The sequence below is a fragment of the Vibrio rotiferianus genome (assembly GCF_002214395.1).
GTDB classification, from domain to species: domain Bacteria; phylum Pseudomonadota; class Gammaproteobacteria; order Enterobacterales; family Vibrionaceae; genus Vibrio; species Vibrio rotiferianus.
Map to the genome: position 1 here is coordinate 2,826,901 of NZ_CP018312.1, position 25,282 is coordinate 2,852,182.

25 protein-coding genes are annotated in these 25,282 nt (G+C 44.7%); 12 read left to right on the forward strand and 13 right to left on the reverse strand.

Annotated elements, in window-relative coordinates:
* Position 1 precedes the first annotated feature (1 nt).
* The gene (rpsJ, locus tag BSZ04_RS22250) at positions 2 to 313 is read right to left on the reverse strand and encodes a 30S ribosomal protein S10 (RefSeq protein WP_004410492.1); all 312 of its coding nucleotides are present in this window, start codon (positions 311 to 313) and stop codon (positions 2 to 4) included.
* 456 nt (positions 314 to 769) lie between these two features.
* A complete protein-coding gene (rpmE, locus tag BSZ04_RS22255; RefSeq protein WP_010445294.1) occupies positions 770 to 988 on the reverse strand; it encodes a 50S ribosomal protein L31 in 219 nt (72 codons plus the stop codon).
* 297 nt (positions 989 to 1,285) lie between these two features.
* On the opposite strand from rpmE, the gene priA reads away from it, so the two are divergent.
* The 7 genes from priA (at position 1,286) to rraA (ending at position 9,324) form a co-directional block, all read left to right on the forward strand.
* Entirely contained in the window at positions 1,286 to 3,487 is a 2,202-nt protein-coding gene (gene priA, locus BSZ04_RS22260; protein ID WP_088881384.1) for a primosomal protein N', read from the forward strand.
* Positions 3,488 to 3,691: 204 nt separating this feature from the next.
* Positions 3,692 to 4,699, forward strand: coding sequence for a DNA-binding transcriptional regulator CytR (gene cytR, locus BSZ04_RS22265; protein WP_045386374.1), 1,008 nt, complete (start codon positions 3,692 to 3,694; stop codon positions 4,697 to 4,699).
* Positions 4,700 to 4,835: 136 nt separating this feature from the next.
* The gene (gene ftsN / locus BSZ04_RS22270) at positions 4,836 to 5,381 is read left to right on the forward strand and encodes a cell division protein FtsN (protein ID WP_088881385.1); all 546 of its coding nucleotides are present in this window, start codon (positions 4,836 to 4,838) and stop codon (positions 5,379 to 5,381) included.
* Between the two features lie 200 nt (positions 5,382 to 5,581).
* On the forward strand, positions 5,582 to 6,133 hold the full coding sequence (gene hslV, locus BSZ04_RS22275) for an ATP-dependent protease subunit HslV (RefSeq protein ID WP_009698878.1): 552 nt from the start codon (positions 5,582 to 5,584) through the stop codon (positions 6,131 to 6,133).
* A 29-nt stretch (positions 6,134 to 6,162) separates the two neighbouring features.
* Positions 6,163 to 7,494: an HslU--HslV peptidase ATPase subunit gene (gene hslU, locus BSZ04_RS22280; RefSeq protein WP_010445268.1), complete on the forward strand. Its 1,332-nt coding sequence runs from the start codon at positions 6,163 to 6,165 to the stop codon at positions 7,492 to 7,494.
* A gap of 312 nt (positions 7,495 to 7,806) precedes the next feature.
* On the forward strand, positions 7,807 to 8,724 hold the full coding sequence (locus BSZ04_RS22285; protein WP_010445265.1) for a 1,4-dihydroxy-2-naphthoate polyprenyltransferase: 918 nt from the start codon (positions 7,807 to 7,809) through the stop codon (positions 8,722 to 8,724).
* Positions 8,725 to 8,799: 75 nt separating this feature from the next.
* Positions 8,800 to 9,324: a ribonuclease E activity regulator RraA gene (gene rraA / locus BSZ04_RS22290; protein WP_010445263.1), complete on the forward strand. Its 525-nt coding sequence runs from the start codon at positions 8,800 to 8,802 to the stop codon at positions 9,322 to 9,324.
* Positions 9,325 to 9,387: 63 nt separating this feature from the next.
* Here rraA and zapB read toward each other — a convergent pair whose 3' ends face one another.
* Positions 9,388 to 9,630: a cell division protein ZapB gene (gene zapB / locus BSZ04_RS22295; protein WP_010445262.1), complete on the reverse strand. Its 243-nt coding sequence runs from the start codon at positions 9,628 to 9,630 to the stop codon at positions 9,388 to 9,390.
* Between the two features lie 334 nt (positions 9,631 to 9,964).
* Between zapB and glpX the strand changes: the two genes are divergently transcribed.
* The 3 genes from glpX to BSZ04_RS22310 all read left to right on the forward strand — a co-directional run bounded on the left by glpX (position 9,965) and on the right by BSZ04_RS22310 (position 12,535).
* Positions 9,965 to 10,972: a class II fructose-bisphosphatase gene (gene glpX / locus BSZ04_RS22300; RefSeq protein WP_088881386.1), complete on the forward strand. Its 1,008-nt coding sequence runs from the start codon at positions 9,965 to 9,967 to the stop codon at positions 10,970 to 10,972.
* 466 nt (positions 10,973 to 11,438) lie between these two features.
* Positions 11,439 to 12,053: a helix-turn-helix transcriptional regulator gene (locus BSZ04_RS22305; RefSeq protein ID WP_010445258.1), complete on the forward strand. Its 615-nt coding sequence runs from the start codon at positions 11,439 to 11,441 to the stop codon at positions 12,051 to 12,053.
* Between the two features lie 137 nt (positions 12,054 to 12,190).
* A complete protein-coding gene (locus tag BSZ04_RS22310; protein ID WP_088881387.1) occupies positions 12,191 to 12,535 on the forward strand; it encodes a DUF3135 domain-containing protein in 345 nt (114 codons plus the stop codon).
* On the opposite strand, the gene BSZ04_RS22315 is transcribed toward BSZ04_RS22310, so the two are convergent.
* The 3 genes from BSZ04_RS22315 to BSZ04_RS22325 all read right to left on the reverse strand — a co-directional run bounded on the left by BSZ04_RS22315 (position 12,529) and on the right by BSZ04_RS22325 (position 13,880).
* Positions 12,529 to 12,819, reverse strand: a complete 291-nt coding sequence (locus BSZ04_RS22315; RefSeq protein ID WP_088881388.1) for a GIY-YIG nuclease family protein — start codon at positions 12,817 to 12,819, stop codon at positions 12,529 to 12,531. The two genes, BSZ04_RS22310 and BSZ04_RS22315, sit on opposite strands and share 7 nt — an antisense overlap.
* Before the next feature lie 228 nt (positions 12,820 to 13,047).
* Positions 13,048 to 13,470, reverse strand: a complete 423-nt coding sequence (locus BSZ04_RS22320) for a DUF805 domain-containing protein (protein WP_088881647.1) — start codon at positions 13,468 to 13,470, stop codon at positions 13,048 to 13,050.
* Positions 13,471 to 13,532: 62 nt separating this feature from the next.
* Positions 13,533 to 13,880: a 5-carboxymethyl-2-hydroxymuconate Delta-isomerase gene (locus BSZ04_RS22325; protein WP_010445253.1), complete on the reverse strand. Its 348-nt coding sequence runs from the start codon at positions 13,878 to 13,880 to the stop codon at positions 13,533 to 13,535.
* 260 nt (positions 13,881 to 14,140) lie between these two features.
* Between BSZ04_RS22325 and tpiA the strand changes: the two genes are divergently transcribed.
* Together tpiA and BSZ04_RS22335 are read left to right on the forward strand one after the other, a co-directional pair.
* Positions 14,141 to 14,911 (forward strand): triose-phosphate isomerase, encoded by a 771-nt coding sequence (gene tpiA / locus BSZ04_RS22330; RefSeq protein WP_088881389.1) that lies wholly within the window; start codon positions 14,141 to 14,143, stop codon positions 14,909 to 14,911.
* A 370-nt stretch (positions 14,912 to 15,281) separates the two neighbouring features.
* A complete protein-coding gene (locus BSZ04_RS22335) occupies positions 15,282 to 16,631 on the forward strand; it encodes an MBL fold metallo-hydrolase RNA specificity domain-containing protein (RefSeq protein WP_088881390.1) in 1,350 nt (449 codons plus the stop codon).
* 46 nt (positions 16,632 to 16,677) lie between these two features.
* Here the strand turns inward: BSZ04_RS22335 and BSZ04_RS22340 are convergent, their stop codons facing one another.
* From BSZ04_RS22340 to BSZ04_RS22370, 7 genes are all read right to left on the reverse strand, one after another.
* Positions 16,678 to 17,844 (reverse strand): nucleotide sugar dehydrogenase, encoded by a 1,167-nt coding sequence (locus tag BSZ04_RS22340; RefSeq protein ID WP_088881391.1) that lies wholly within the window; start codon positions 17,842 to 17,844, stop codon positions 16,678 to 16,680.
* A gap of 175 nt (positions 17,845 to 18,019) precedes the next feature.
* Positions 18,020 to 19,924, reverse strand: coding sequence for a polysaccharide biosynthesis protein (locus BSZ04_RS22345; RefSeq protein WP_088881392.1), 1,905 nt, complete (start codon positions 19,922 to 19,924; stop codon positions 18,020 to 18,022).
* A gap of 62 nt (positions 19,925 to 19,986) precedes the next feature.
* Positions 19,987 to 21,162 carry a DegT/DnrJ/EryC1/StrS family aminotransferase gene (locus BSZ04_RS22350; RefSeq protein WP_088881393.1) on the reverse strand — a complete coding sequence of 392 codons (1,176 nt, stop codon included), beginning with the start codon at positions 21,160 to 21,162 and terminating at the stop codon, positions 19,987 to 19,989.
* Between the two features lie 29 nt (positions 21,163 to 21,191).
* Positions 21,192 to 21,812, reverse strand: a complete 621-nt coding sequence (locus tag BSZ04_RS22355; protein ID WP_088881394.1) for an acetyltransferase — start codon at positions 21,810 to 21,812, stop codon at positions 21,192 to 21,194.
* Positions 21,805 to 22,401, reverse strand: coding sequence for a sugar transferase (locus BSZ04_RS22360; protein WP_088881395.1), 597 nt, complete (start codon positions 22,399 to 22,401; stop codon positions 21,805 to 21,807). Before BSZ04_RS22360 ends, BSZ04_RS22355 begins: the two co-directional genes overlap by 8 nt.
* The gene (locus BSZ04_RS22365) at positions 22,385 to 23,644 is read right to left on the reverse strand and encodes a glycosyltransferase family 4 protein (RefSeq protein ID WP_088881396.1); all 1,260 of its coding nucleotides are present in this window, start codon (positions 23,642 to 23,644) and stop codon (positions 22,385 to 22,387) included. The genes BSZ04_RS22360 and BSZ04_RS22365 overlap by 17 nt, the downstream gene beginning before the upstream one ends.
* A complete protein-coding gene (locus tag BSZ04_RS22370; protein WP_231896309.1) occupies positions 23,641 to 25,176 on the reverse strand; it encodes a heparinase II/III family protein in 1,536 nt (511 codons plus the stop codon). The genes BSZ04_RS22365 and BSZ04_RS22370 overlap by 4 nt, the downstream gene beginning before the upstream one ends.
* Between the last annotated feature and the right edge of the window lie 106 nt (positions 25,177 to 25,282).

Sequence of the window (25,282 nt, forward strand, 5' to 3'; positions counted from 1 at the left end):
CTTAACCTAGGCTAATTTGAACGTCAACGCCCGCAGCAAGGTCTAGACGCATTAGAGCATCAACAGTTTTGTCTGTTGGCTCAACGATGTCGATTAGACGCTTGTGAGTACGAATTTCGTACTGGTCACGTGCTTTCTTGTTAACGTGTGGAGAGATAAGAACTGTGAAACGCTCTTTACGAGTTGGCAGTGGGATTGGACCACGAACCTGTGCGCCAGTGCGCTTAGCTGTTTCAACGATTTCCGCTGTAGAAGCGTCGATTAGTTTGTAATCGAATGCTTTTAGGCGGATACGGATACGTTGGTTCTGCATGAGACAGAGCTCCAATATTAAAAATTACACAAACAATATCGCCACTCAGACTCGTCAAGACGAGAGAATGCCGATTGATTTATGTGAAACCGTAGCGTCCAAGATTAGGACACATTGTCAGTTAATTTTCGATTAACTATCCCTATATACCAGAGTCACGTCTGGGGATAGTTTTTCCGAAGAAAAGATAGCTAATTGTATTAACCGCGAACATAAGCTGAGTCTACATTACCTCGTAAATCACTAGGATTTACTCGCTCCTCATTGCTCATTGGTTCACAACTGGCTTAACCAGTGCGACGCATTATACAGATCACACTTTAGGATGCAAGAGCTGAGTGAAAAATAATCGAATAAAATCCAACCACCCGAAATATCCAAAAGTTCTGCCGCCGCATAAACAAAAAGGACGCCGTAGCGTCCTTTTTTAAACAGGAATGATAATAGCGCTGGCTATTACTTCTTGCTTGATAGTGCACCGAAACGCTTGTTGAAGCGATCAACACGGCCGCCTGTATCAACGATACGTTGCTTACCAGTGTAGAATGGGTGACACTTGTCACATACGTCTAGGTGGATAGATTCCTTCGCTAGAGTAGATTTGAACTCAAAAGAGTTGCCGCAAGAACAAGTAGCAGTTACTGCTTTGTATTCTGGGTGGATACCAGCTTTCATGGGATAACCTCAATAGTAGGCCGTGTCGCTATACGAATCTAAGCCGCACACCACACGTAATTAATATCAAAAATGCGATACCGCATCGACCAATTGCCGAAGCCATATCTCAAGGCGCAGTATAGTAATGAATCACCTTGCTAGGATCAACACATTTGGCAACTTTTTCGCCACTTTTTTCACCAGCACTTATATATGGAGGGCTTTCTCTTACCTTATTTGAGGATTACTCGAATTCCGCCGAAGGTTTTAATAGACTATACCCTCTTCTTCCCTCTTTTATATAGTTAAGATTCTATGCGCCCATCCATCGCTAGAGTGGCACTACCAGTACCACTCGACAAACAGTTTGATTACATCATTCCTGGGCATCTCTTTCCGCTCATTGGAGGAAGGGTGTCTGTTCCTTTCGGCCGTCAGACCCTTGTCGGCATAGTCACAGCGATGGTGAACCATTCTGATTTTCCTAAAGAGCAACTGAAACCAATCAAAGCAGTATTAGACGCCCAACCTCTATGGTCAGAGAAACTATACTCCTTACTTACTTGGTGTAGTCAGTTTTACCAATACCCTCTCGGAGATACATTACACAACGCGATGCCCACTGCACTGCGTAAAGGTAAACCTGCAGACTTTGCTACGCTGCAAGAGTGGAAGATCACTACATCGGGTAAAGATAAGCTGATGCAAGGTTTAGGGCGCGCAGTCAAGCAACAGCGTGCTTTGCAGATGTTAGTTAATGGCTCAGTTCCGCATCAAGAGTTTATTGATCATGAAATTGGGTCTAGCGTACTTAAATCTTTAGAAGAGAAAGGCTGGGTCGAACGCATAGAGAAGAAGCCAACAATCACTAAGTGGGGCCAACAAGTCGAGTGCGACGTTGAGAAGCCAAAACTCAACCATGAACAGGCGCTGGCTATTGCAAGCGTAAACAGCCAAACCGGTTTTGCCTGCTATTTATTAGAGGGTGTGACGGGCTCTGGTAAAACAGAAGTTTACTTGAACCTAATCAAGCCAGTTCTTGAGCAAGGCAAACAAGCTTTGGTTTTGGTGCCAGAGATAGGTTTAACACCACAAACTATCAACCGCTTTAAACATCGCTTTAATGTTCCCGTTGATGTGATCCATTCTGGGCTAAATGATACCGAGCGGCTGAATGCTTGGCTTTCTGCACGGGACAAAGCCGCCGGCATCATTATTGGTACCCGCTCTGCCCTGCTAACGCCTTTCGCCAATCTCGGCATTATTATCGTCGATGAAGAGCACGACTCGTCTTATAAACAGCAAGATAGCCTACGTTATCACGCGCGTGATGTTGCGGTTATGCGCGCACATAAAGAGCAAGTGCCTATTGTGCTTGGCTCAGCGACCCCTGCTTTAGAAACGCTGCATAATGCGCTATCGGGCAAATACCACCACTTAACGTTGACTCAACGTGCTGGCTCTGCTGTGCCAACGACGAATAAAGTACTCGATGTAAAAGGCCTCTATTTAGATAGTGGATTATCCGCGCCTTTGATTGCAGAAATGCGCAAACACCTAAAAGCAGGCAATCAAGTCATGTTGTTCTTAAACCGCCGAGGCTTTTCACCAGCATTGATGTGCCATGAATGTGGCTGGATTGCGGAATGTAAACGTTGTGATGCTTACTACACCTTCCATCAATACAGCAATGAGATTCGCTGTCATCACTGCGGCTCACAGCAACCTGTGATTCATCAATGCCAAGGTTGTGGTTCGACTCAGTTGGTCACTGTGGGTGTGGGAACCGAACAGCTTGAGTTGCAACTGGCTGAGCTCTTCCCAGAATACAAAGCCATTCGTATTGATAGAGATAGCACGCGCCGTAAAGGCAGTTTAGAAGATGCGCTCGAATCGATTCGTAAAGGCGAATACCAAATTCTGATTGGTACGCAGATGTTAGCAAAAGGCCACCACTTCCCAAATGTTACGCTTGTTGCGCTACTCGATGTTGATGGTTCCCTCTACAGTAGTGACTTCCGCGCCTCCGAGAGACTGGCTCAACTGTTTATTCAGGTAGCAGGCCGCGCTGGCCGAGCAAGTAAGCCGGGAGAAGTGATACTGCAAACCCACCATCCAGAACATAGTTTGCTACAGGCGCTGCTGCAAAAAGACTACCAACACTTTGCCATGACCGCATTAGAAGAACGTAAACTGGCTCAATTACCGCCATATAGCTTCTTAACATTATTTAAAGCAGAGGCGAACCAAAGCGAAGTGGTCGAAGACTTTTTACGTCAAGTGCGTTTTACCCTTGAATCACACCCGCTATTCGATGATTCCTGCATGGTATTGGGACCGACTCCATCACCATTAGCCAAGCGTGCCGGGAAATATCGTTGGCAGTTGTTACTGCAAACTCAGCATCGCTCATTGATGCAAAAGTTATTAACCAGTGCGAAACCTGCTATTGAGTTGTTGCCAAATGCCAAGAAAGTACGCTGGAATTTAGACATAGAACCACAAGATCTCAGCTAGCAAACGTTTAACTATGTAATGAATTACCGTCTTATGTGATGAAAATCACAATCGCATTGCAATTTTTGTTAATCAGGCCGTAACTTTCACTTTAGAAATGAATAGACTATCCAAATTAGCAAAGTCTAAAGTGGATCAATCACATAGGCTGATATTAGAACAATGACAAACGTCATCTGGCAATCAATTGAGAGGGTATAAACTATGGCGACAATGAAGGATGTTGCCCAGCTTGCTGGAGTCTCTACCGCAACCGTGTCGCGAGCTCTGATGAATCCGGAAAAAGTATCATCATCGACACGAAAAAGAGTAGAAGATGCAGTACTTGAAGCTGGCTACTCACCGAATTCATTAGCACGCAACTTACGTAGAAATGAATCAAAAACCATTGTCACTATAGTTCCCGACATCTGCGATCCGTACTTTTCTGAAATCATTCGTGGTATCGAAGATGCAGCAATGGAACATGGCTACCTAGTCCTACTGGGCGACAGTGGTCAACAGAAAAAACGAGAAAGCTCATTTGTAAACCTCGTCTTTACCAAACAAGCTGATGGCATGCTACTGCTTGGCACCGATTTACCATTCGATGTCAGCAAGCCAGAACAGAAAAACTTACCACCTATGGTGATGGCTTGTGAGTTTGCTCCTGAGCTAGAACTGCCAACCGTACACATTGATAACCTAACCTCTGCTTTTGAAGCCGTGAACTACCTAACTCAATTAGGCCATAAGCGTATCGCTCAAATCTCTGGTCCAGAGAGTGCTGCACTATGCCAATTCCGTCAGCAGGGTTACCAACAGGCGTTACGTCGTGCGGGCATTACTAAAGAAGCACAATACAGTATCGTTACTGACTTCACCTTTGAAGGCGGTGCACAAGCAATCCGTAAACTACTCGAACTACCAGAGCCACCTACCGCTGTATTCTGTCATTGTGACACCATGGCTATTGGTGCGATCCAAGAAGCAAAACGCCTAGGATTGAGAGTTCCACAAGACATCTCAATTGTTGGGTTTGACGATATCCAATTTGCTCAGTACTGCGATCCACCGTTAACTACCATCTCGCAACCTCGTTATGAGATCGGTCGCCAAGCCATGCTAATGATGCTAGAGCTGTTAAAAGGTCATGATGTACACTCCGGCTCTCGCTTACTTGAGACCAAACTTGTTGTTCGAGGTAGTGCTGCTCCACCACCATTACGCTGATAACTAACTAGCCACTCTAGCATCGCTAAAGTGGCCAGTTTCCTGCACGTAGCTAACAAGATTACATTGTCAGGGTGTTTTCTCTCCTCGTTCTGGATTACCATACTGTCAGAATCCTTGATGACCTGAAGTTACCGTGGCAAATAGAGATTATGTACGACGTGGTCGTGGCACGCCGAAAAAAACAACCAAGAAACAACCATCACGAAAAAAACCTTGGCGTAGTGGCCTACTAGCTGTCTTGCTTGTGGGGGGCTTTGGCTATGGCTTATACCTACTCAGTACCGATCCTGAGCCAGAAAAGCCAGTAGCGAAACAAGAGCCGGTGAAGACAAGCAAGCCGAAACCAAAGAAAGAACTTCCACCTCCTCCTGAGGAAAAGTGGGAATATGTCGAGTCTTTACCTAGCCGTGAAGTCGAAGTTGTCGCGAAAGAAATTGAAGTTTCAAAGATCCCTTACATAATGCAATGTGGGGCGTATAAGACTCAGGCTCAAGCGGAAGACCGCAAGCTAGCGATCGCTTTCCAAGGAATCTCTAGCCAAATACGTAAGAAAGAAGGCAGTTCTTGGTACCGTGTCGTACTAGGACCGTACAAATTCAAACGTGATGCTGAAAAGGATCGCCACAAGTTGCAACGAGCGAAGATCGAGCCCTGCGCAATTTGGAAAGAGACTTTATAAGTCTGACTAAACATTAAATCTAAAGACCAGCTGAGAGATCAGTTGGTCTTTTCTTTTACCGAGGTCCCTACTCGCTCTCTTCCTCGTTCAAAACGACAAATCATAATGTCTACAAAGGAAAAACGACTTCCCCTTGAATCCCGAATCCCTTCCCCCCATATAATGATTAAATCCAAAGAGAAATAATTAAGAGGTCGACTGTGACTACTATTGTATCTGTACGTCGAAACAACAAAGTCGTCATCGCGGGTGATGGCCAAGTATCATTAGGCAATACGGTAATGAAAGGCAATGCACGTAAAGTCCGTCGCCTGTACAACAATCAAGTACTTGCAGGTTTTGCCGGTGGTACTGCCGATGCTTTCACTCTATTCGAGCGTTTTGAAAGTAAGTTGCAAATGCATCAAGGCCACCTAACTAAAGCAGCCGTTGAACTAGCTAAAGATTGGCGTAGCGACCGAGCACTTCGAAAACTAGAAGCGCTGCTGGCTGTAGCCGATGAAACCGCTTCACTGATCATCACAGGTAATGGTGATGTGGTTCAGCCAGAAAATGACTTGATCGCGATTGGCTCAGGTGGTGCATACGCACAAGCGGCAGCCACTGCACTATTAGAAAACACAGACCTAGATGCTCGCGAAATCGCAGAAAAAGCATTGAACATTGCAGGTGACATCTGTGTATTCACCAACCACCATCACACTGTAGAAGAACTAGAATCTACAGCAGAACTTCCTAAGCCTACGGCTTAAGCGTAATCGTAACGAAGTAAGGAAAGAATATGTCTGAAATGACTCCTCGCGAAATCGTTCATGAACTGAACCGCCACATCATTGGTCAAGACAAAGCAAAACGTTCGGTTGCGATTGCACTGCGTAACCGCTGGCGTCGCATGCAACTTGAAGAAAGCTTGCGTGTAGAAGTAACACCAAAAAACATCCTAATGATTGGTCCAACTGGTGTGGGTAAAACTGAGATTGCTCGTCGTCTTGCAAAACTGGCTAACGCGCCGTTTATCAAAGTAGAAGCGACCAAGTTCACCGAAGTTGGCTACGTGGGTAAAGAAGTGGAAACCATTATCCGCGACCTAACAGATGTTGCCGTAAAGATGACCCACCAGCAAGCAATGGAAAAAGTTAAGTTCCGTGCAGAGGAGCTGGCTGAAGAGCGTATTCTTGACGCCCTACTGCCACCAGCTCGTGATGCTTGGGGTCAAGCTGAACAAACTGAAGACAGCTCAAACACTCGTCAAATTTTCCGTAAAAAACTCCGTGAAGGTAAGTTAGACGATAAAGAGATCGAAATCGACGTAGCTGCGCCACAAATGGGTGTGGAAATCATGGCTCCTCCAGGTATGGAAGAGATGACCAACCAACTGCAGGGCATGTTCCAAAACCTAGCTGGTGACACCAAGAAAAAGCGTAAGCTGAAAATCAAAGACGCAATGAAAGCGTTGGCGGAAGAAGAAGCGGCGAAACTGGTAAACCAAGAAGAACTGAAAGAATCTGCGATCTTCAACGTAGAGAACAACGGCATCGTATTTATCGACGAAATCGATAAGATTTGTAAGCGCGGTGAGAGCTCTGGCCCTGACGTGTCTCGTGAAGGTGTTCAACGTGATCTACTACCTCTGATCGAAGGTAGCACAGTATCAACCAAGCACGGTATGGTGAAAACAGATCATATCCTGTTTGTTGCTTCAGGTGCATTCCAAGTGGCAAAACCTTCTGATTTAATCCCAGAGCTACAAGGTCGTCTACCTATTCGTGTTGAGCTTGAAGCGCTAACTAGCAACGATTTCAAACGCATCCTAACTGAACCGAAAGCGTCTCTAACTGAGCAATACATTGCACTAATGAAGACAGAAGACGTGGACGTCGAGTTCACTGAAGATGGCATCACGCAAATCGCGGAAGCGGCATGGACAGTAAACGAAACCACTGAGAACATTGGTGCTCGCCGTCTACACACTGTGATGGAACGTCTGATGGATGAGATTTCTTACGATGCGACGGAAAAAGCCGGTGAGAAATTCGTCATCAACGCGGCATACGTGAAAGACCGCCTAGGCGATACGATTGAAGATGAAGATCTAAGTCGCTTCATTCTTTAACGAGCACTCTATAGAGTTCAAAGCCCAGAACCTTGTTTCTGGGCTTTTTCGTTCTTAATGACCGTTATTCTTGCTACCTTTGGAGCAAAAGAGTTCGTCATCCTAGCGAGCTCAAGCGAGACTAAGGATCTAATAACAACATTCACCGTCCCCCTCTCTTTCCAAGAAAGAGCGCTATTTTATTCCCTCAAATATGGAAACTGTGTTCCTTCTCCGTAACCCTTTGACTCTTAATTGAGTTGCGTCAGGTCAATAGCGTAACGGGCGCTTTGTGCTTATACTGGGCACATTGGTTACTAGCACGAAATATCCATGAAACAATCTTTACAGATCTGGCTTGAAGCCGCTCGTCCAAAAACATTACCACTGGCACTGGTATCGATTCTTACTGGGAGCGTACTCGCATATTCTGCGGGGCACTTTTCTCTTACGATCGCTATCATGGCATTTGTCACTGCCACGCTACTGCAAATTTTGTCTAACCTAGCGAACGATTATGGTGATGCTGTGCAAGGCACAGATAACGACAATCGCTTAGGTCCTCAGCGCGCGATGCAGTCTGGTGCAGTAACCGCAGACCAAATGAAGAAAGCGATCATCTTCAACATCATCCTGACTGCTATTGCAGGCTTAACTTTGGTGTTTTATGCCCTAAGCTCTTTTGAAAGTATCCTTACTTTTATCGGGTTAGGTATTCTTGCCATCCTAGCGGCAATTGCTTACACCATGGGCAGCAAGCCATACGGCTATGTTGGCTTGGGGGATCTCTCAGTATTCTTATTCTTTGGTTTACTTGGGGTCTCGGGGACGTACTTCCTTCACACTGGTCATGTGGATGCCACACTTTTCCTACCAGCGTTAGGTTGTGGCCTGCTAGCGGTTGCGGTACTGAACATCAACAACATGCGTGATATTGAAAACGACAGTGAATGCGGCAAACGCACCATGGCGGTTCGACTTGGCCAACGTAAAGCGAAGCAATACCACTTTATTTTGCTTGGCTCTGCCCTCGTAGCTTTTGCAAGCTATTTACTGATTCAAGGCAAGCCGGTTTGGATCAGCCTGCCATTCCTTGTCAGTGTGTATGTAGTCGCGCAGCACGGTAGAGCAGTATGGCAAACGCAGCAACCAGCACAAATTGCACCGATGATGCCCGTTGTCGTCAAATGCTCTCTGGTAACTAACGTTTTGTTTGCAACAATTGTGGTAGCTCAAACTCTCGTGAGTTAAAAAAGGAATGTCATTGCATTGACTTAATGCCTCTATATACTCAAAGACAACAGTTTCTGTTTAGAAAGGCACGCTATGGAATACAATACCTCAGCACTCTGTGATATCTATCTTGATCAGGTAGATGTGGTTGAACCGATGTTCAGTAACTTTGGTGGTCGCGCATCCTTCGCAGGACAAGTGACAACGATTAAGTGTTTTGAAGACAACACACTGATCCGCGAAACGTTAGAGCAAGATGGTATCGGGCGAGTATTGTTGATTGATGGTGGCGGCTCTCTACGCAGAGCATTAATCGATGCAGAAATCGCAACACTAGCCGAAGAGAATGAATGGGAAGGGATTGTCGTTTACGGGTGTGTCCGCGAAGTGGATGAACTTGAAGACATGAATCTAGGCATTCAAGCACTAGCCTCTATTCCTGTTGGTGCAGCTAACCAAGGTATCGGTGAAATTGACGTACCTGTGAACTTTGGCGGAGTCAGCTTCCTACCAGAAGATTACATCTACGCAGACAGCACCGGCATTATTCTTTCACCAGAGCCGCTCAACATTGATCTTGAACTAGATGCGGATGACGAAGAACAAGAGTTAAGTTAGCCAGCCTCAAATACACAAACACCCGCACATGGCGGGTGTTTTTGAATCTGGATGCAGAGTGGATTATTCCACTTCGTCCATCTTGCCAAGTAGTGCACGAATGCGCTCTTGCCATTGCGCGTGCTCTTGTTGAGCCTGCTGAGATTTTTGCTCAAGTTCTTCACGTTGTGAACGAAGCTCAGTCGCTTCAGTTTCAAGCTTTGCTTTGTCTTCTTTCAGCTCTTCAACTTCCATTTGAAGAAGAGTGATTGTGTCAACTGCAGTTTGAATTTTCGCTTCTAGTTTTTCTAGTACTTCAAAAGACATCTGGGCCTACCTTGATTATTCGGTTGGGATGAATCGTCATCGTTCATCTAATATAGCTTCATTCTACTCAGCGTAGCGTTCAGAAACACTTACTATATTCGATCTTTCGCATCATTCGGTTAAAAAATCAGCGCAATCTCACTAAACCTTGACTTTTCTTATCTACGAAGCATTTTTGCTCCTCTTTTTTGCCCATGATGAGCGCTAAAAGTCACTCTACATTGATCAAATTCAACTTAGATAGAGTTAAAGCTCAGCAAAAAGGCAAACGTTTACTTTGTGGTGTGATAGAATCGCCGCGCAAATTCTTCTTCCCCTGTTACTTGGAGACATCATGAAACGCGATTTAGCAATGGCATTTTCCCGTGTTACTGAAGGTGCAGCACTAGCTGGTTACAAATGGCTAGGCCGTGGCGACAAAAATGCAGCCGACGGTGCGGCTGTTGAGGTAATGCGCACCCTACTGAATAAAACAGACATCAGCGGTGAAATCGTTATTGGTGAAGGTGAGATCGATGATGCACCAATGCTCTACATCGGCGAACAAGTTGGTTGTGGTGGCGATGAAGTGGATATCGCAGTAGACCCAATCGAAGGCACCCGCATGACAGCGATGGGCCAATCGAACGCACTTGCTGTATTAGCTGCGGGCGAGAAAGGCAGCTTCTTGAAAGCGCCTGACATGTACATGGAGAAATTAGTAGTAGGCCCTGGCGCAAAAGGCGTTATCGACCTTGGCAAACCACTCAAAGAAAACCTAGAAAACGTCGCTAAAGCACTGAACAAATCTCTTGATACACTTGTTGTCATTACTCTTGCTAAACCTCGTCACGATGACGTGATCGCAGAGATGCAAGCAATGGGCGTTCGCGTATTCGCAGTGCCAGATGGTGATGTAGCCGCTTCTATCTTAACGTGTATGCCAGACAGCGAAGTAGACGTAATGTACTGCATCGGTGGTGCACCAGAAGGCGTAGTATCAGCTGCGGTTATCCGCGCGCTAGACGGTGACATGCACGGTCGCCTTCTTCCTCGCCACGAAGTAAAAGGTGATACGGAAGAAAACCGCATCTACGGCGCAGCAGAGCTTCAGCGCTGTGAAGAAATGGGTGTTAAAGCCAATGTCATTCTAAAAATGGAAGACATGGCGCGCAGCGACAACGTTGTGTTCTCAGCAACAGGCATCACTAAGGGTGACCTACTAGAAGGCATCTCTCGCCAAGGCAACATCGCAACGACAGAAACTCTATTGATCCGCGGCCGCTGTCGCACTATCCGCCGTATCAAATCTACGCACTACCTAGAGCGTAAAGATCCGGAAGTGCGAGATATTATTCTTTAAGTATTGTTCGAGGCTCCCACTCACTCTGAGTTGGAGCCTTTCTTTCCTTGTAAGTCATTCTAGCGAGCCTCAGCGAGACTAAGAATCTAGTTCCAGCAAGCTCTTAGCCTTTATTCCTACCCCAGACCACAGAATCAACGGATAATAGATTCTGAATCACACTCGTTCCTCGTTGTTCAGAATGACGATTACTTTAGCAAGCTAATAAACCAAAAGAATTCGTCATCCTAGCGGCTCAAGCGAGACTAAGGATCTATTATTAGCGCGCTGGGATTTATGAGCTTTATCACCTCTATAATGCTTGGAATGTAGATTCTGAATCACGTTCGTTCCTCGTTGTTCAGAATGACGATATATATTTGTTCGCATGAACATAGGCCCGACAAATCCCCACTCAAATTAAGTCAACACTTTTCTTTACTAACCCTATCGCGCATAATATGTACGGATGTATAAAGGTGGGTATATGAAGACCGTAGATAGGATTTTGCAAATCGTTAAGCGTGACGGGTCTGTCACAGCAAAACAACTCTCTTCTGAGCTGGGTATGACGACCATGGGTGCGCGTCAGCATCTGCAAGGCTTGGAAGATGACGGGATCCTGTCCACGTATGATATGAAAGTGAAAGTTGGTCGCCCAACTCGCCATTGGTCTTTGACACAAAAAGGTCACGAGCAATTTGCTGACCGACATGGCGAGCTCACCATTCAGTTTATCGAAGCGGTTGAACACATTTTTGGCAAAGACGGCCTCGACAAAGTGACCTCAGAGCGAGAAAAGCTTACCCAGCAGAACTATCAACAGCACATCGAACAATGTGATTCACTAGAAAGCAAGCTTAGAACGCTAGTGTCTCTTCGTGAACAAGAAGGGTATATGGCGGAGCTTGAACAAGATGAACACGGCTTTATTCTTATTGAAAACCATTGCCCTATCTGCAAAGCAGCCACTCGTTGCCCGAGTTTGTGCTCATCTGAACTCAATGTCTTTCAATCTCTACTGGGTGACAATACCACCATAGAACGAACCGAACACATCATCAGTGGTCAACGACGTTGTGTATATCGCATCTACCAGTAAATGAACTCAATACACCTCAAACACAACCCGTCTTAAAACTGAGACCATCTAAACGTTACCACTGACAACAGCCAGAACTGAATTACGCTTACTTTACTATCATTAAAAATGTTCCAGATGGAATTGGAAGTAAAGTTATGCCAAATACAGTTAAGACTCAGCACTTACCGCCCTTCGACGAAATGGTGAGAATGGCGGAGAAAGATCCAGAAGCGTTTGAACAATTTCGTCATGATATGGCAAAAGAAATGATCGATTCTGCGTCGAATCAGATGAAAGACCGACTATGGGCTCAGCAAAGCCATATTGATCGTGTGATTGATAATTGTAAGAACCCCAATCATACCAACGTCGTTCTGATGAACGAGCTCCAGAAGCAAATGGTGAAGTTTAGAGAGGCACTAGAGGGAGATGGTGAGCCATCGCAAAAGGCAGATGTGGTTGAGCTAATCGCATTTAAAGGCCGAAATGATTTTTACTGAACACTACTGGATATATCGAGAAAGTTAGGGTTAGATTCTCTCACTAATTCTAACTTCCACTCTCGCTTCCATTGCTTCAGTTGTTTTTCACGACTAATTGCAGTCGGTATGTCTTCAAACAACTCAAAGTAGACGAGCTTGTGCACATTATATTTCTTGGTAAAACCTTCTACTATGCCGTTTTTATGCTGCCATATTCTTTGCGGCAACTGACTGGTAACACCAATGTAGAGAACAGCGTTGTTGTTTGAAGTTAGGATATAGACACAAGGTACCTTGTCGATAGCTCTTTCTCCTTAATGATCTACTGTTACTTTTCCATTGTAATTCACTAGCTCGGTCTGTTTACTCCAAATTCGGAGCACTCGGTGAGTAGACTCTGAATCACGCTCGTTCCTCGCTGTTCAGAGTGACGGTTATTTAACTTTCTATTAAATAAGAGAAATCAGCCATTCTTGCGAGCCTCAGCGAGACTAAGAATCTACTTTCAACGAGTACGATACCTAAGGCTCTTACTCCGGCTCAGGTCCGTATTTGTTCTGACCAGCGGTACCTTTCAAGAAACCACACTCGACAAGAATCCACAAACCACAGATCAATGATACCGAAGCAATTAGCATTTGTGGTGTTGAAGCTTCTTGCGCTGCAGGGTTGGTCATTGGCGTTGCGACTCGTCCAATAATCAAAGGAATGTTTAACGCCAACCAATAGATAGATTTATCGCGATCATGCCAACGTTTCGTTGTAATCGCCAAATCAGGGATCAGCAGAATCATTAAAAACACTGGCAATAAGATGTAAGAAAATGCCGGGAATAGCTTGCTGATGCCAGCGCCAAACCCCAGAATCAGGATGTAATAAATAATATTCCACACCCAATACGTTTTACGACCTATACGCCCTTGGAAAGAAAACAATAACTCTTTAATCGACATCGACACACTCAACATATTGAAAACGCGACCAGATTTAGCCGCATCAAATAAAACTAGTGAGGTTAATTTACCACCTTCTGGAAGCAATCAATATCCATATCTCGAACATTCACCGTCAAACTGCGCACATGACTCGCTTGCTCTTGTAAAACGACCATCAACGCCCTTGAGAGCTCACGTTTTTGCTCGGCACTTCTACCAGCCAGCAAATCAAAGTTGATATGAATGAAGTCGACACTATCGCCCTCTTCTCCTACGAGCCAGTTGTGGCAACGTAAAGCTCGAGACTTCACAGATGCTAACTCAAATAATCCGCTATCAAGCGTGACTTTATGTAGATCTTCCAATAACCCCTGAACATTCACTCGCTCATCCACCGAGTTGGAATATTCTAAAACTAAGTTTGGCATTTTGATTCCTTTCTTGTTACGGCTAACTTTTAGCCCACAGTAATACCAATCTAGGCAGCATTTTCCGAGGAATGAACTATCATTCTGTCTACGCGATCACCAATCGATTGCTTTTGACAAAAATAACAGAACTAATGCAGCACCGACCAGATGAAGAAAGCCGAATAAGACATGACGCCAATCATGATCTGTTCACATTATTCTGTTATATTCCTACGTAGATTTTTTACATTAATTGAAATAAATATGGAGATATTCCTATGCGTCGTCCTGTAGTGATGGGTAACTGGAAACTAAACGGTAGCAAAGCAATGGTAACTGAGCTGCTAACTGGTCTTAATGCTGAGCTTGAAGGCGTTGAAGGTGTTGACGTAGCAGTAGCTCCACCAGCACTTTACATCGATCTAGCTGAGCGTGTAATCGCAGAAGGCGGTAACAAGATCATCCTTGGTGCACAAAACACTGACCTAAACAACAGCGGTGCATTCACTGGCGATATGTCTCCAGAAATGCTGAAAGACTTCGGTGCATCTCACATCATCATCGGTCACTCAGAGCGTCGTGAATACCACAACGAATCTGACGAGTTCATCGCGAATAAATTCAACTTCCTAAAAGAAAACGGTCTAACTCCTGTTTTCTGTATCGGTGAATCTGAAGCTCAAAACGAAGCTGGCGAAACTGAAGCAGTTTGTGCACGTCAAATCAACGCAGTTATCGACACTTACGGTGTTGAAGCTCTAAACGGCGCAATCATCGCTTACGAACCAATCTGGGCTATCGGTACAGGTAAAGCAGCAACAGCTGAAGATGCACAACGCATCCACGCTTCTATCCGCGCACTAATCGCAGCGAAAGACGAAGCAGTTGCAGCACAAGTTATCATCCAATACGGCGGTTCTGTTAAGCCAGAAAACGCAGAAGCTTACTTCTCACAACCAGACATCGACGGTGCTCTAGTTGGTGGCGCTTCTCTAGACGCTAAGAGCTTCGCAGCAATCGCTAAAGCAGCGGCAGCAGCTAAAGCTTAATTTCGCTTTTTACTAAGCAGAAATAACAAAGGGATGCACCATGCATCCCTTTTTTGTTTAATTACGTTCTATTCAGTGAAGCCCGTAATTCCAAAGAGCTTAAGTGACATCAGAAATCCTTTCCCTCTACACATCCAACTCAAAGCAACCAAAGAACAGACATCCCCAAAAGACATTCGTCATTCCGAGGAGCCTAAGCGACATCAGGAATCTACTCACCACAGACACCAAACCATTTACATCAAAACAACGAACTCAATCGCACTTCCCTTTATTGCCACTTTATTCCATCCAATTAAGCAAGCGTATTCACTTACCCTACCCTCTGGATTTATAGTTACCTATGATTGTTCAAGGAGGAGCAACAAAGATGGCAACACCTATCTCAGATATCGCCAATGTCATTCATCATGGTGGGAAACATACCGTCACTGGTTCTTGTCATGAGTTGAAGCTGCCACATGGCAGTATATTGATCGACTGCGGACTATTTCAGGGGAAAGATATCAACGTTGGAAACAGAAAACCCTCACTCGATATCGATTTCCCAACAAGGCACATTAAAGCATTAGTGCTGACTCACGCTCATATTGACCACATTGGTCGACTCCCTTGGTTACTCGCCAGTGGCTTCAAAGGACCAATTTATTGCACCAAAGCGACAGCAGAACTGGTTCCATTGATGCTAGAAGATGGACTCAAACTGCAACTAGGTTTGAATTACCATCAGCGTCAGCAAGTGCTCAATGTGATCAAGAAACAACTAAAGCCCTTTGAATACCAACAATGGATACCGCTTGGTAATCAGTGTTACCTCCGCTTTCAGCCTGCTGGACACATTCTTGGTTCTGCTTATCTCGAGTTCAAACTCCCAAACCATGAAACCATCGTCTTTTCTGGAGACTTAGGGCCATGCAATACACCGCTTCTACCAGATCCAAAGCCTCCAAAACGCGCTGACTATTTGTTTATTGAATCAACCTACGGTAATAAGCAACACGAAGATATAGAAACACGGACTGCTCGTTTAAGTCATATCATTGACCATGCATTGAACGATGGCGGCGTAATATTGATACCGGCTTTTAGTGTAGGTCGAACCCAAGAGCTGCTGTTTGATATTGAACAGCTAATCCACCAACGTGCTCTCACTTCTTCTTTACCTATTATCCTCGACTCACCGCTTGCAAAAAAAGTCACCAAAACATACCGCCGCTTCAAAAAACTCTGGGGCAAAGAAGCCAAACAAAAACTCGTAAATCATCGTCACCCACTCGCGTTTGAGCAGTGCATTACCGTAGATAATCACCGAGAGCATCAAGCATTAGTCAATCGGCTCTCCTCAACCGATGAGCCTGCGATCGTAGTTGCAGCGTCAGGGATGTGTGAAGGAGGAAGAATCGTCAACTACTTAAAAGCACTTCTGCCAGATGAACGAAATGATGTGCTATTCGCAGGTTATCAAGCTCAGGGAACACTAGGTCGGGCGATTCAATCGGGAGATTCTGTTGTCGATATCAACAACGAGCAAACCGAAGTCAATGCGCAGATTCATACCATATCGGGCTACTCTGCTCATGCCGATCAAAACGATCTATTGAAATTCATTACTGGGGTTACCAAACAGCCCAAAGCTGTACATTTGATACATGGAGAGGAAGAGGCAAAACAAGAACTTGGGAAGAGAATTGAGCAGGAGGAGATCGAAGTGGTTTATTAGCACAAGGCTAGACTCCGAAAGTAAAGTCTAGCCTCGCTTAAAGAGCTTAATCGCTACCAAACAAGTCGCGAGTGTAAACTTTATCTGCAACGTCAGCGAGCTCTTCAACCATACGGTTTGAAACGATCACATCCGCAGCTTGTTTAAACTCGTTAAGATCACGAATCACACGCGAATTAAAGAAGTCATCTTCTTTTAATACTGGTTCGTATACAACCACTTCAACGCCTTTAGCCTTAATACGCTTCATAATGCCTTGAATAGAAGAAGCTCGGAAGTTATCGGAGCCAGCTTTCATGATCAGGCGGTATACACCCACCACTTTTGGTTCGCGTTTTAAGATCGACTCAGCAACAAAATCTTTGCGAGTGCGGTTTGCTTCCACGATCGCGCCAATAATGTTATTTGGTACGTCTTGGTAGTTTGCTAATAGCTGCTTGGTGTCTTTCGGTAGACAGTAGCCACCGTAACCAAATGATGGGTTATTGTAGTGATCGCCAATGCGAGGGTCTAAGCCAACACCTTCAATGATCTGACGAGCATCTAGACCATGTGCTTCTGCGTACGAATCCAATTCATTAAAGTAGGCTACACGCATTGCTAGATAAGTATTCGAGAACAGTTTAACCGCTTCCGCTTCGGTCGAGTCAGTAAACAAAACTTGAATATCTTCTTTAACTGCACCTTCAACCAACAGCCCAGCGAACACCTCTGCTCGCTCACTACGTTCACCAACAATGATACGAGATGGATGAAGATTGTCGTAGAGCGCTTTGCCTTCTCTCAAAAACTCAGGTGAGAAGATGACATTTTCACAGCCTAACTCTGCTTTAACTCGAGCAGTATAACCAACTGGCACCGTGGACTTAATAACCATTACTGCTTCAGGATTTATCTCAATAACATCCTTGATCACAGCTTCAACTGAAGATGTGTTGAAGTAGTTCGTTACTGGATCGTAATCCGTAGGTGTTGCAATAACCACGTATTCAGCGTTCTTGTATGCTAACTCTTTGTCCGTCGTTGCAACAAAGTTAAGCTCTTTATTTGCTAAAAAGAATTCAATTTCAGCATCAACAATCGGAGATTGTTTGTTGTTCAGCAACTCAACTTTGTCAGCGATAATATCGAGAGCAACTACCTCATGATTTTGTGCTAAAAGCATAGCATTAGAGAGCCCTACATAGCCCGTACCAGCAACTGCGATTTTCATTAAAACTTCCTATTATTCTTTCTTGCTCTTTGCTTTTTAAGCCAGCAGAGCATAAAACTGCGCCGATTATAAAGCACTCTCAGCAAGTTTTGACCGTTGTCATGTCAAAAGTCACGCTTTCGGCTCAAATTATCTTTAATACGTTCTCTGTAAAAGGAAGCACTCGACCATCACTTTAAACAACGTGTTTACAAGATTGCCAGACTAGATCACTGATACCATCGCTTGGCTCAAATCCAGTAGGCGCATTAATCAAAGCTTGCCTCACGGATTCTAGATCATTGCTAGAACAGTTCTGATTAAGATCAGCTAAAAGCGCGTTGTATTCTTTGAGGGATAATGAGACTTCATTTGCCACCATTATCCGAGGATGAACGGTCTCTTTGACATTATCGCCAATAAGAAGCTCTTCGTATAACTTCTCTCCCGGTCTTAAACCCGTATATAAGATTTCTATATCACCATGAGGGTTTTCTGGCGTTTGCACGTCTCGACCACTAAGGTGAATCAAGTTTTCGGCAAGTTGGCTGATTTTTACGGGCTGTCCCATGTCCAGAACAAATACGTCCCCCCCTTGTCCCATCGAACCAGCTTGTATTACTAACTGAGCCGCTTCAGGGATGGTCATAAAGTAGCGTGTAATATCAGGATGGGTGACCGTTACTGGACCTCCCGCTTCGATTTGCTTCTTAAAAAGAGGGATAACTGAGCCAGATGAGCCGAGTACATTCCCGAACCGAACCATACAGAAGCGAGTGCCATTGTGCTTATCAGCTTCCTGCTTCGACAGTGCTTGTAATCCAAGCTCGGCCAAACGCTTAGTCGTACCCATCACATTAGTCGGACGCACCGCTTTGTCTGTTGAAATCAAAACAAAAGAGCGAACGCCACACTCAATCGCTGCCAAAGCGGTTTGGTAGGTACCTTCTACATTATTTGCTATCCCTTCCGTCACGTTAAATTCGACTAAAGGGACGTGTTTGTATGCAGCCGCATGATAAACAGTTTCAACATTAAACGACCTTAGAACTTCACAAACTCGCTTGAAGTTCTGCACATTACCTAAAATCGGTAATAGCTCTATATTAAGTTCATTAGCAATGGGCCTTAACTCTCGTTCGATAGTGTACAAGGCAAACTCAGAGCACTCAAAGAGCACCAGTCGAGTCGGCTTTTGGCTCAATATTTGACGACATAACTCAGAACCAATTGACCCACCAGCCCCAGTCACCATCACGCTCTGGTCAAGAATATTGGCGAAAAGCAGAGACGGGTCTGGCGCGACTTGATCTCTTCCAAGCAAATCATCAATTGAGACTTCTTTAAGATGATCAAGAGAAAGAGTGCCGTTGAGCAGATCATCCAAGTTAGGGATAGTAAGAACTTCAAACTGACGTTCTGCTAAGTACTCGATGATCGCCCGGCGCTGTGCACGAGAAGCTGATGGCATGGCTAATAGAACTTTGCTTATCCCATGTTTGCTTTGGAGCTTAGATAACACATCACGAGAGTAGACTGTTAAGCCCTGAACGATACTTCCTTGTATGCTTCTCTTGTCATCAATAAAGGCTGCGACCTTATATTCATGGCCTTGTTTTACCAAATTGACCAGTTGACGTCCGGCGGAACCAGCGCCATATACAACGACTGCCTCCTTGCCATTCATCGCAACCCCTCCAATATAGCCTCGTATTAGCATCCTTGAGCCACCAACCAAAGCAATTAAATAGGTTAAATAAATAATGGGGACTGAACGAGGCAAAAATGCTTGAAAGTAATAAGAAAAGAGGACTAAAGTAAGAGAAGAAACTCCTGACGAGACACATACAACAATAACTGCATTTGCACTCATGAATCGCAATATCGCCCTATAAAGGCCACTCTTCGCAAATACAGTAACAGAGCAAAGCACTAAAGCACCCAGTACATACCAATGTGCGACTGATGGAGAAAACGCTTCAACCTCACTCATTCGAGTATAGAAAGCGGCCCAAAATGCGATAAAGATAAAAACACCATCAGCGATGAGACTGATCAATCTTTTTAGTGGTCGTGGAAGTGTAAGTAATTTAGCGATCATTATTAGGTATTGAGTTAATTAACTGGGCTCAGCACATATCTTCTAGCCCAGTGTTAAGGAAATCATTTTTGAGCAAGAGTTAGAACGTCTCTAAGAACCGCAGCCGTTTTTTCCATCTCACGACTAGTCAACGTTGGGTGCACCAAAAACATCAGGCTGGTTTCTCCAAGTTCTACTGCGTTGACTAAGCGCTGCTTCGGTCGCCAAGGCGTATTGTCAAACGCCTTTTCTAAATAGACTTCAGAGCAACTCCCTTGATAGACAGGAACTCCTCGTTTAGTAACTTCTTCAACAATACGATCTCGTGTCCAGCCAGGCGCTAACCGTTGAGGCTCCACAAACAAATAGTGCTTATATTCTGCATGCAATGAGTGGTCTGGAACCTTCACCGTCCGAACGACTTCAAACTGCTGTGCTATCTCATCAATAATTGCAGCATTCTTCTGACGACTTTGAGTCCAACATTGCATTTTTTTCAGTTGAATTCGCCCAATAACAGCTTGGAGTTCAGTCATGCGCCAGTTTGTACCAAAACTTTCATGCAACCAACGAAAGCCAACTGGGTGCTCTCGATGATACACCGCATCATAGCTCTTACCATGATCCTTAAACGACCACATCTTTGACCACAGCGCTCTATCATTTGTTGTCACCATGCCGCCTTCACCACCAGTCGTCATGATTTTGTCCTGACAGAAAGACCAAGCACCAATATGACCAATAGAACCGACGCTACGACCTTTATATTTCGCACCATGTGCTTGTGCGCAGTCTTCGATAACACAAAAACCGTATTGCTCAGACAATGCCATAATAGCGTCCATCTCTGCAGGCATCCCCGCTAGATGAACCACAATGACCGCTTTCGTCTTTGCTGTTAATACAGCCTGAATAGATTCTGCAGTAATCGCCTGACTATTGAGATCTACATCTGCAAATACCGGACAAGCCCCACTTGTTACGATCGAAGACGCTGTTGCTAAAAATGTTCGAGGTGTAGTTATCACCTCATCCCCAGCACCGATGTCGAGAGCTTTCAATGCAAGGTCTAGAGCGAGCGTTCCATTCGCTAACGCAACCCCGTGCTGACATCCTGCCCACTGAGCAAACTCTTGCTCAAACAATCGGCATTCATTCCCCGTCCAATAATTGACTTTATTGGATAGTAAGGTCGAACTCACTGCATCTGCTTCTTCTTGAGAAAATGAAGGCCAAGGAGAGAAAGGAGTATTTAACACAAAAACACCTAAAATTTAGTCTATCAATATTAGCGAAAGAGTTTGGCTGGCGAACCGACAACCGTCTTATGGTCATCAATATTTGAAACCACCGTCGCTCCAGCACCCACTACAACCGCATTCCCTATCGTTATCAGTTGCTTGACCTGACAACCAATCCCCAACCAAGAAGATTCACCAACACTCACTCCACCAGCAAGGTTGGCTCCAGGGGACACATGCACACCATCTTCAAGGATGCAATCGTGGTCAATAGTCGCCGCCGTATTGATGATGCTCGCTTGCCCTACCTTAGAAAAAGCATTTATAACGCAATTTGCCATGATTACAGACCCAACGCCCACTTTTGCGTAACGGCTTATGACAGCAGAAGGATGAATCAGAGTCCCTAGCGTTGCGCCCACTTGTAACAAGTGGTGGTGTTTAGCCAACCTTATTGCGTTGTTACCAATCGCGACTATTACCGCATCATAGTCTAGTGCTCGTTGTAATAAATCTTCAGTTGAGCCAAGAACTCTCCAATGCTCCAACCCACTAAGAGCTGGGAAACGATCATCGAAAAAGTCTATGGTGTTGTAGCCATTTAGTTCAGCAATATCGGCAACAACTTTACCGTGTCCACTAGCACCAAGAATCGCAATCTTACTCATCATGGTTTCCTTCAAACGGATCTACAGTAACGTGTCCTTCTGCAGATACACCATCTTTAACAATTACTTTTTTTACTGTAAGAAAGAGAATTTTAATATCCAGCCACAAAGTTCGATTATCGACATACCAAACATCAAGATTGAATTTCTCATCCCAGCTAATGGCATTTCGACCATTAATTTGTGCCCAACCAGTAATACCGGGGCGAACCTCATGCCGACGAGCTTGTTCAGCATTATACAAGGGCAAATAGTCCATCAGCAGAGGCCGCGGACCAACTAAGCTCATATCCCCTTTTAGTACATTCCAAAGTTCCGGAAGCTCATCTAAACTGCTGTTTCTGAGCTTATTACCTAACGAGGTCATGCGCTCAGAGTCCGGAAGTGGATTTCCTTGTATAACAACAGCATCCTTCATGGTGCGAAATTTTACCATTTCAAATGGTTTTCCATTGAACCCAGGACGCGTTTGGCGAAACAAAACCGGAGAGCCAAGGTTTTTACGAATCTTCCAAGCGACTAACGCAATAATGGGAGATAACAAAATAAGTGCAAAGAGGGATACGAGAAAATCAATCAGCCTTTTCATCTTTTACCTCTGCTGACTTCAGCTTGGATGTATTAACTCCTGTAACCCAAGCAACCCATTTATCCGCTAACAGAGCGCGGTTAAATTGACTCTCTGCGAGCTGGCGAGCGTTTGACCCCATCTGGGTCAGAATTTCTCTTTGGTTGGCAGCTTTTTCTAACGCGTCAGCAAACGCCTTTGGGTCCTCGGGCTGAACAACAAATCCACATTGATTTGTCTCAATCATTCCAGCCAACCAGCCTGGATAGTTATTGATGACGGGTAGGCTCGCTGATATATAGTCAAAGAACTTATTGGGAGAGGTCCCATAATAAAAGGCTGGAATATTCTCCAGTACTTGCATACCAATATCCGCGCTCGCCATCAGACCAGACAACTTCTGCTTGTTTACCGGGGGGTGAAATACCACATTATTCAACTCAAGCTCTTTAGCTTTCCTCTCCAGTTCTGGCTTTAATTTCCCTTGCCCGACTAAAACTAGCTTAATATCCTCTCGGCCACGGTTTTGTAGCTCTACTGCAGTATGTAAAACAGCATAGAGGCCATTTGCTATTCCATGAGTACCAGTGAAGATCGCCATCATTTCTGTTTCTTTCACACCGTCTGGGCGCCAAGGCTCACTTGGCTGACTAAAGATAGATAAATCACAACCATTCGGCACCATGGCTATTTGATTTTCGTCCACGCCACGCTTTTTAATGCCTTCAACAATACCGGGAGATAAACCAATACAGCGATGCGCACTTCGGTAAGAGGCCCATTCTAAAAACGACATAAGCCCTAGAAAGATTGGGTTCTTGATCACACCCATTTCTTTGGGTAATTCAGGCCACAAGTCTCTTACTTCAAAGACGAATGGCTTGCCACGTAACCAACGAGCAAAGATTCCTGGGATCCCAGCGGTAAGTGGGGTTGTTGTTGCGAACAACACATCGTATTTTTCAGTAAAGGCTAGGCCAATACTCTTTAAGGCAAACTTCACAAATGTCATACTACGCTTTATAAAACCGTCGGAGTTTGAGTAAGCCAAATCAAATTCAGTGATTCGAATGCCATCGACGATACCTTCACGTTTGCCGGAAACAAACGCCGCGTCTAATCCTGTCTCGCCACCACCGTAAGTGCCGCAGACCATAGTGACATTATGCCCATGATGAATAAGGCGCTTGGCCATTTCATAGGAACGTATTCCTGTCGACCCTTTTGGTGTAGAAAAGTGTTGATGAAAATAAAGAATATTCATGAGCGAAATTGATACTCTGTTGTAATTTTGCCACCTGACGAAATCTCTACCTCAAGTACAGGGATAGAGCTTTCTTGGTAGTAATAACGAGACTCTCTGCCTGCTACGATTTCTAAACGGACAATCTTTGCATCACTATCTATGAAGATCTTGTGATTGCCATTCGTCACAGTTTGTCCCTGAACTTGCCAATTATCAGGGTTCAGTCGCCAACGCAGGACAGCCTTATTCTTAAAACCTTTGACTTCGTCGATAACCATCAGAGACGTTTTAGTAAGAGAAACTCTTCTTAGATGCTCACATCCCAAATAATCTCGATAACCCGCTTGCCCAGTTAGTTGACGCTCATCAAAGTGGGTATTCTTTGCTTTTAACCAGCCACCTAGTAAAAAACGGCTAAGCCTAGGCATTTGCTCATTCCCATCAAACTGAATGGTATTGTGGCTTTGTGTACCGCCATAGTAGTCAATATAGTCTTGACCAGCGTTATAACTGAACGTACCGCCATCGCGCAGCAAGTTCACTCCATCACACCATAGATCGACATGAAGCGCATCATTTTGAGCAGGTCTAAACCGAAACTTGGGATAGTTAAATAAAGCAAATGCTCCCGATTGATTTCTCAAGCCGATATAACCACCATCAGAGAAATGGAATGATGCTGGTTCTGGTAAGACGCTCCTCGGTTTTTGCAACTTTAATAACGAAAGTACGCCATCAAAGTTTCCATCTTCTTGCCATGCTGAAGTTTGAAGAAATAAGATAGATGCTAGCTGCACAGACGGACGAAAGTCTCGATAATCAGTATCTGTTAACTGTAACAAGCGAGCACCGTCGTTATGCCCCAAGTTAGGTGCATCACCGGTTGATGGTTCGATTAAGAGATACAGCCACTGAGTTGCCAAGCTTACCTTTTCAGTCAACCCTCGAGTAAATGGGCTCAGCTCTAGTTCTCGGCGCCAAAGCTCTGCCATTGAGTAGGTATCTAACATCACCCTGTGGTAGTTCACCGAATACTGACTGAAGGTACCATCCCAAGCAATCAGGTGCTTGGCTCGGTTTTCTAACCATTTTCTCCCCAATTTTTGCCACTGTTTCCCACAGTCATCGCCATTGGCAACCAACCAACTGCCTCCGATAAACAAAGCGGCAGCTTCTGATGTGCCATGATTATTATCTTGCGCGACAGCGTAGGAAATCGTAGGAGCAATACGCTTCAAGTGTGCTTTCACTAAAGTCAAAAGTGCAGGTTCAGAATCATGCACTTGATTGAGCAACTTAGCAGCAAAGGCTAAGTGCATGACTCTTATTGAAGCTTCTTGCCCGCATTTCCAGTTCGGGCCAAGATAAGTTGCGTTCTGTTCTATCCAACTTTTAGCAGTAGCATTCAACTCTTCTAAAGCAGCGCCTCTCCCTGCAAGGTAATCTCTTGCTAGCCCTAAAACCCAATCAAACCGTGATGCCTCCCAAATACCTTTAATATCTCCCACATTTGAATCGAAGTCAGGTAGACTGAACCAAGGTTTATCCATGTCAGAGAATTCTTTTCCAGTAAGGATATTTTTTTTCCATTTCAAGTCAGCCATTGATAAGCTGGACATCCAACCAAATGCAATGAAAGCGTAAGAATGACTAGAC

Bases quoted from the DNA above. Each gene is read 5' to 3' on its own strand.
- rpsJ (WP_004410492.1), bottom strand. From the start codon at position 313: ATGCAGAACCAACGTATCCGTATCCGCCTAAAAGCATTCGATTACAAA.
- rpmE (WP_010445294.1), bottom strand. From the start codon at position 988: ATGAAAGCTGGTATCCACCCAGAATACAAAGCAGTAACTGCTACTTGT.
- priA (WP_088881384.1), top strand. From the start codon at position 1,286: ATGCGCCCATCCATCGCTAGAGTGGCACTACCAGTACCACTCGACAAA.
- cytR (WP_045386374.1), top strand. From the start codon at position 3,692: ATGGCGACAATGAAGGATGTTGCCCAGCTTGCTGGAGTCTCTACCGCA.
- hslU (WP_010445268.1), top strand. From the start codon at position 6,163: ATGTCTGAAATGACTCCTCGCGAAATCGTTCATGAACTGAACCGCCAC.
- BSZ04_RS22285 (WP_010445265.1), top strand. From the start codon at position 7,807: ATGAAACAATCTTTACAGATCTGGCTTGAAGCCGCTCGTCCAAAAACA.
- rraA (WP_010445263.1), top strand. From the start codon at position 8,800: ATGGAATACAATACCTCAGCACTCTGTGATATCTATCTTGATCAGGTA.
- zapB (WP_010445262.1), bottom strand. From the start codon at position 9,630: ATGTCTTTTGAAGTACTAGAAAAACTAGAAGCGAAAATTCAAACTGCA.
- glpX (WP_088881386.1), top strand. From the start codon at position 9,965: ATGAAACGCGATTTAGCAATGGCATTTTCCCGTGTTACTGAAGGTGCA.
- BSZ04_RS22305 (WP_010445258.1), top strand. From the start codon at position 11,439: ATGAAGACCGTAGATAGGATTTTGCAAATCGTTAAGCGTGACGGGTCT.
- BSZ04_RS22310 (WP_088881387.1), top strand. From the start codon at position 12,191: ATGCCAAATACAGTTAAGACTCAGCACTTACCGCCCTTCGACGAAATG.
- BSZ04_RS22320 (WP_088881647.1), bottom strand. From the start codon at position 13,470: ATGTCGATTAAAGAGTTATTGTTTTCTTTCCAAGGGCGTATAGGTCGT.
- BSZ04_RS22325 (WP_010445253.1), bottom strand. From the start codon at position 13,880: ATGCCAAACTTAGTTTTAGAATATTCCAACTCGGTGGATGAGCGAGTG.
- tpiA (WP_088881389.1), top strand. From the start codon at position 14,141: ATGCGTCGTCCTGTAGTGATGGGTAACTGGAAACTAAACGGTAGCAAA.
- BSZ04_RS22335 (WP_088881390.1), top strand. From the start codon at position 15,282: ATGGCAACACCTATCTCAGATATCGCCAATGTCATTCATCATGGTGGG.
- BSZ04_RS22340 (WP_088881391.1), bottom strand. From the start codon at position 17,844: ATGAAAATCGCAGTTGCTGGTACGGGCTATGTAGGGCTCTCTAATGCT.
- BSZ04_RS22345 (WP_088881392.1), bottom strand. From the start codon at position 19,924: ATGATCGCTAAATTACTTACACTTCCACGACCACTAAAAAGATTGATC.
- BSZ04_RS22355 (WP_088881394.1), bottom strand. From the start codon at position 21,812: ATGAGTAAGATTGCGATTCTTGGTGCTAGTGGACACGGTAAAGTTGTT.
- BSZ04_RS22360 (WP_088881395.1), bottom strand. From the start codon at position 22,401: ATGAAAAGGCTGATTGATTTTCTCGTATCCCTCTTTGCACTTATTTTG.
- BSZ04_RS22365 (WP_088881396.1), bottom strand. From the start codon at position 23,644: ATGAATATTCTTTATTTTCATCAACACTTTTCTACACCAAAAGGGTCG.
- BSZ04_RS22370 (WP_231896309.1), bottom strand. From the start codon at position 25,176: ATGGATAAACCTTGGTTCAGTCTACCTGACTTCGATTCAAATGTGGGA.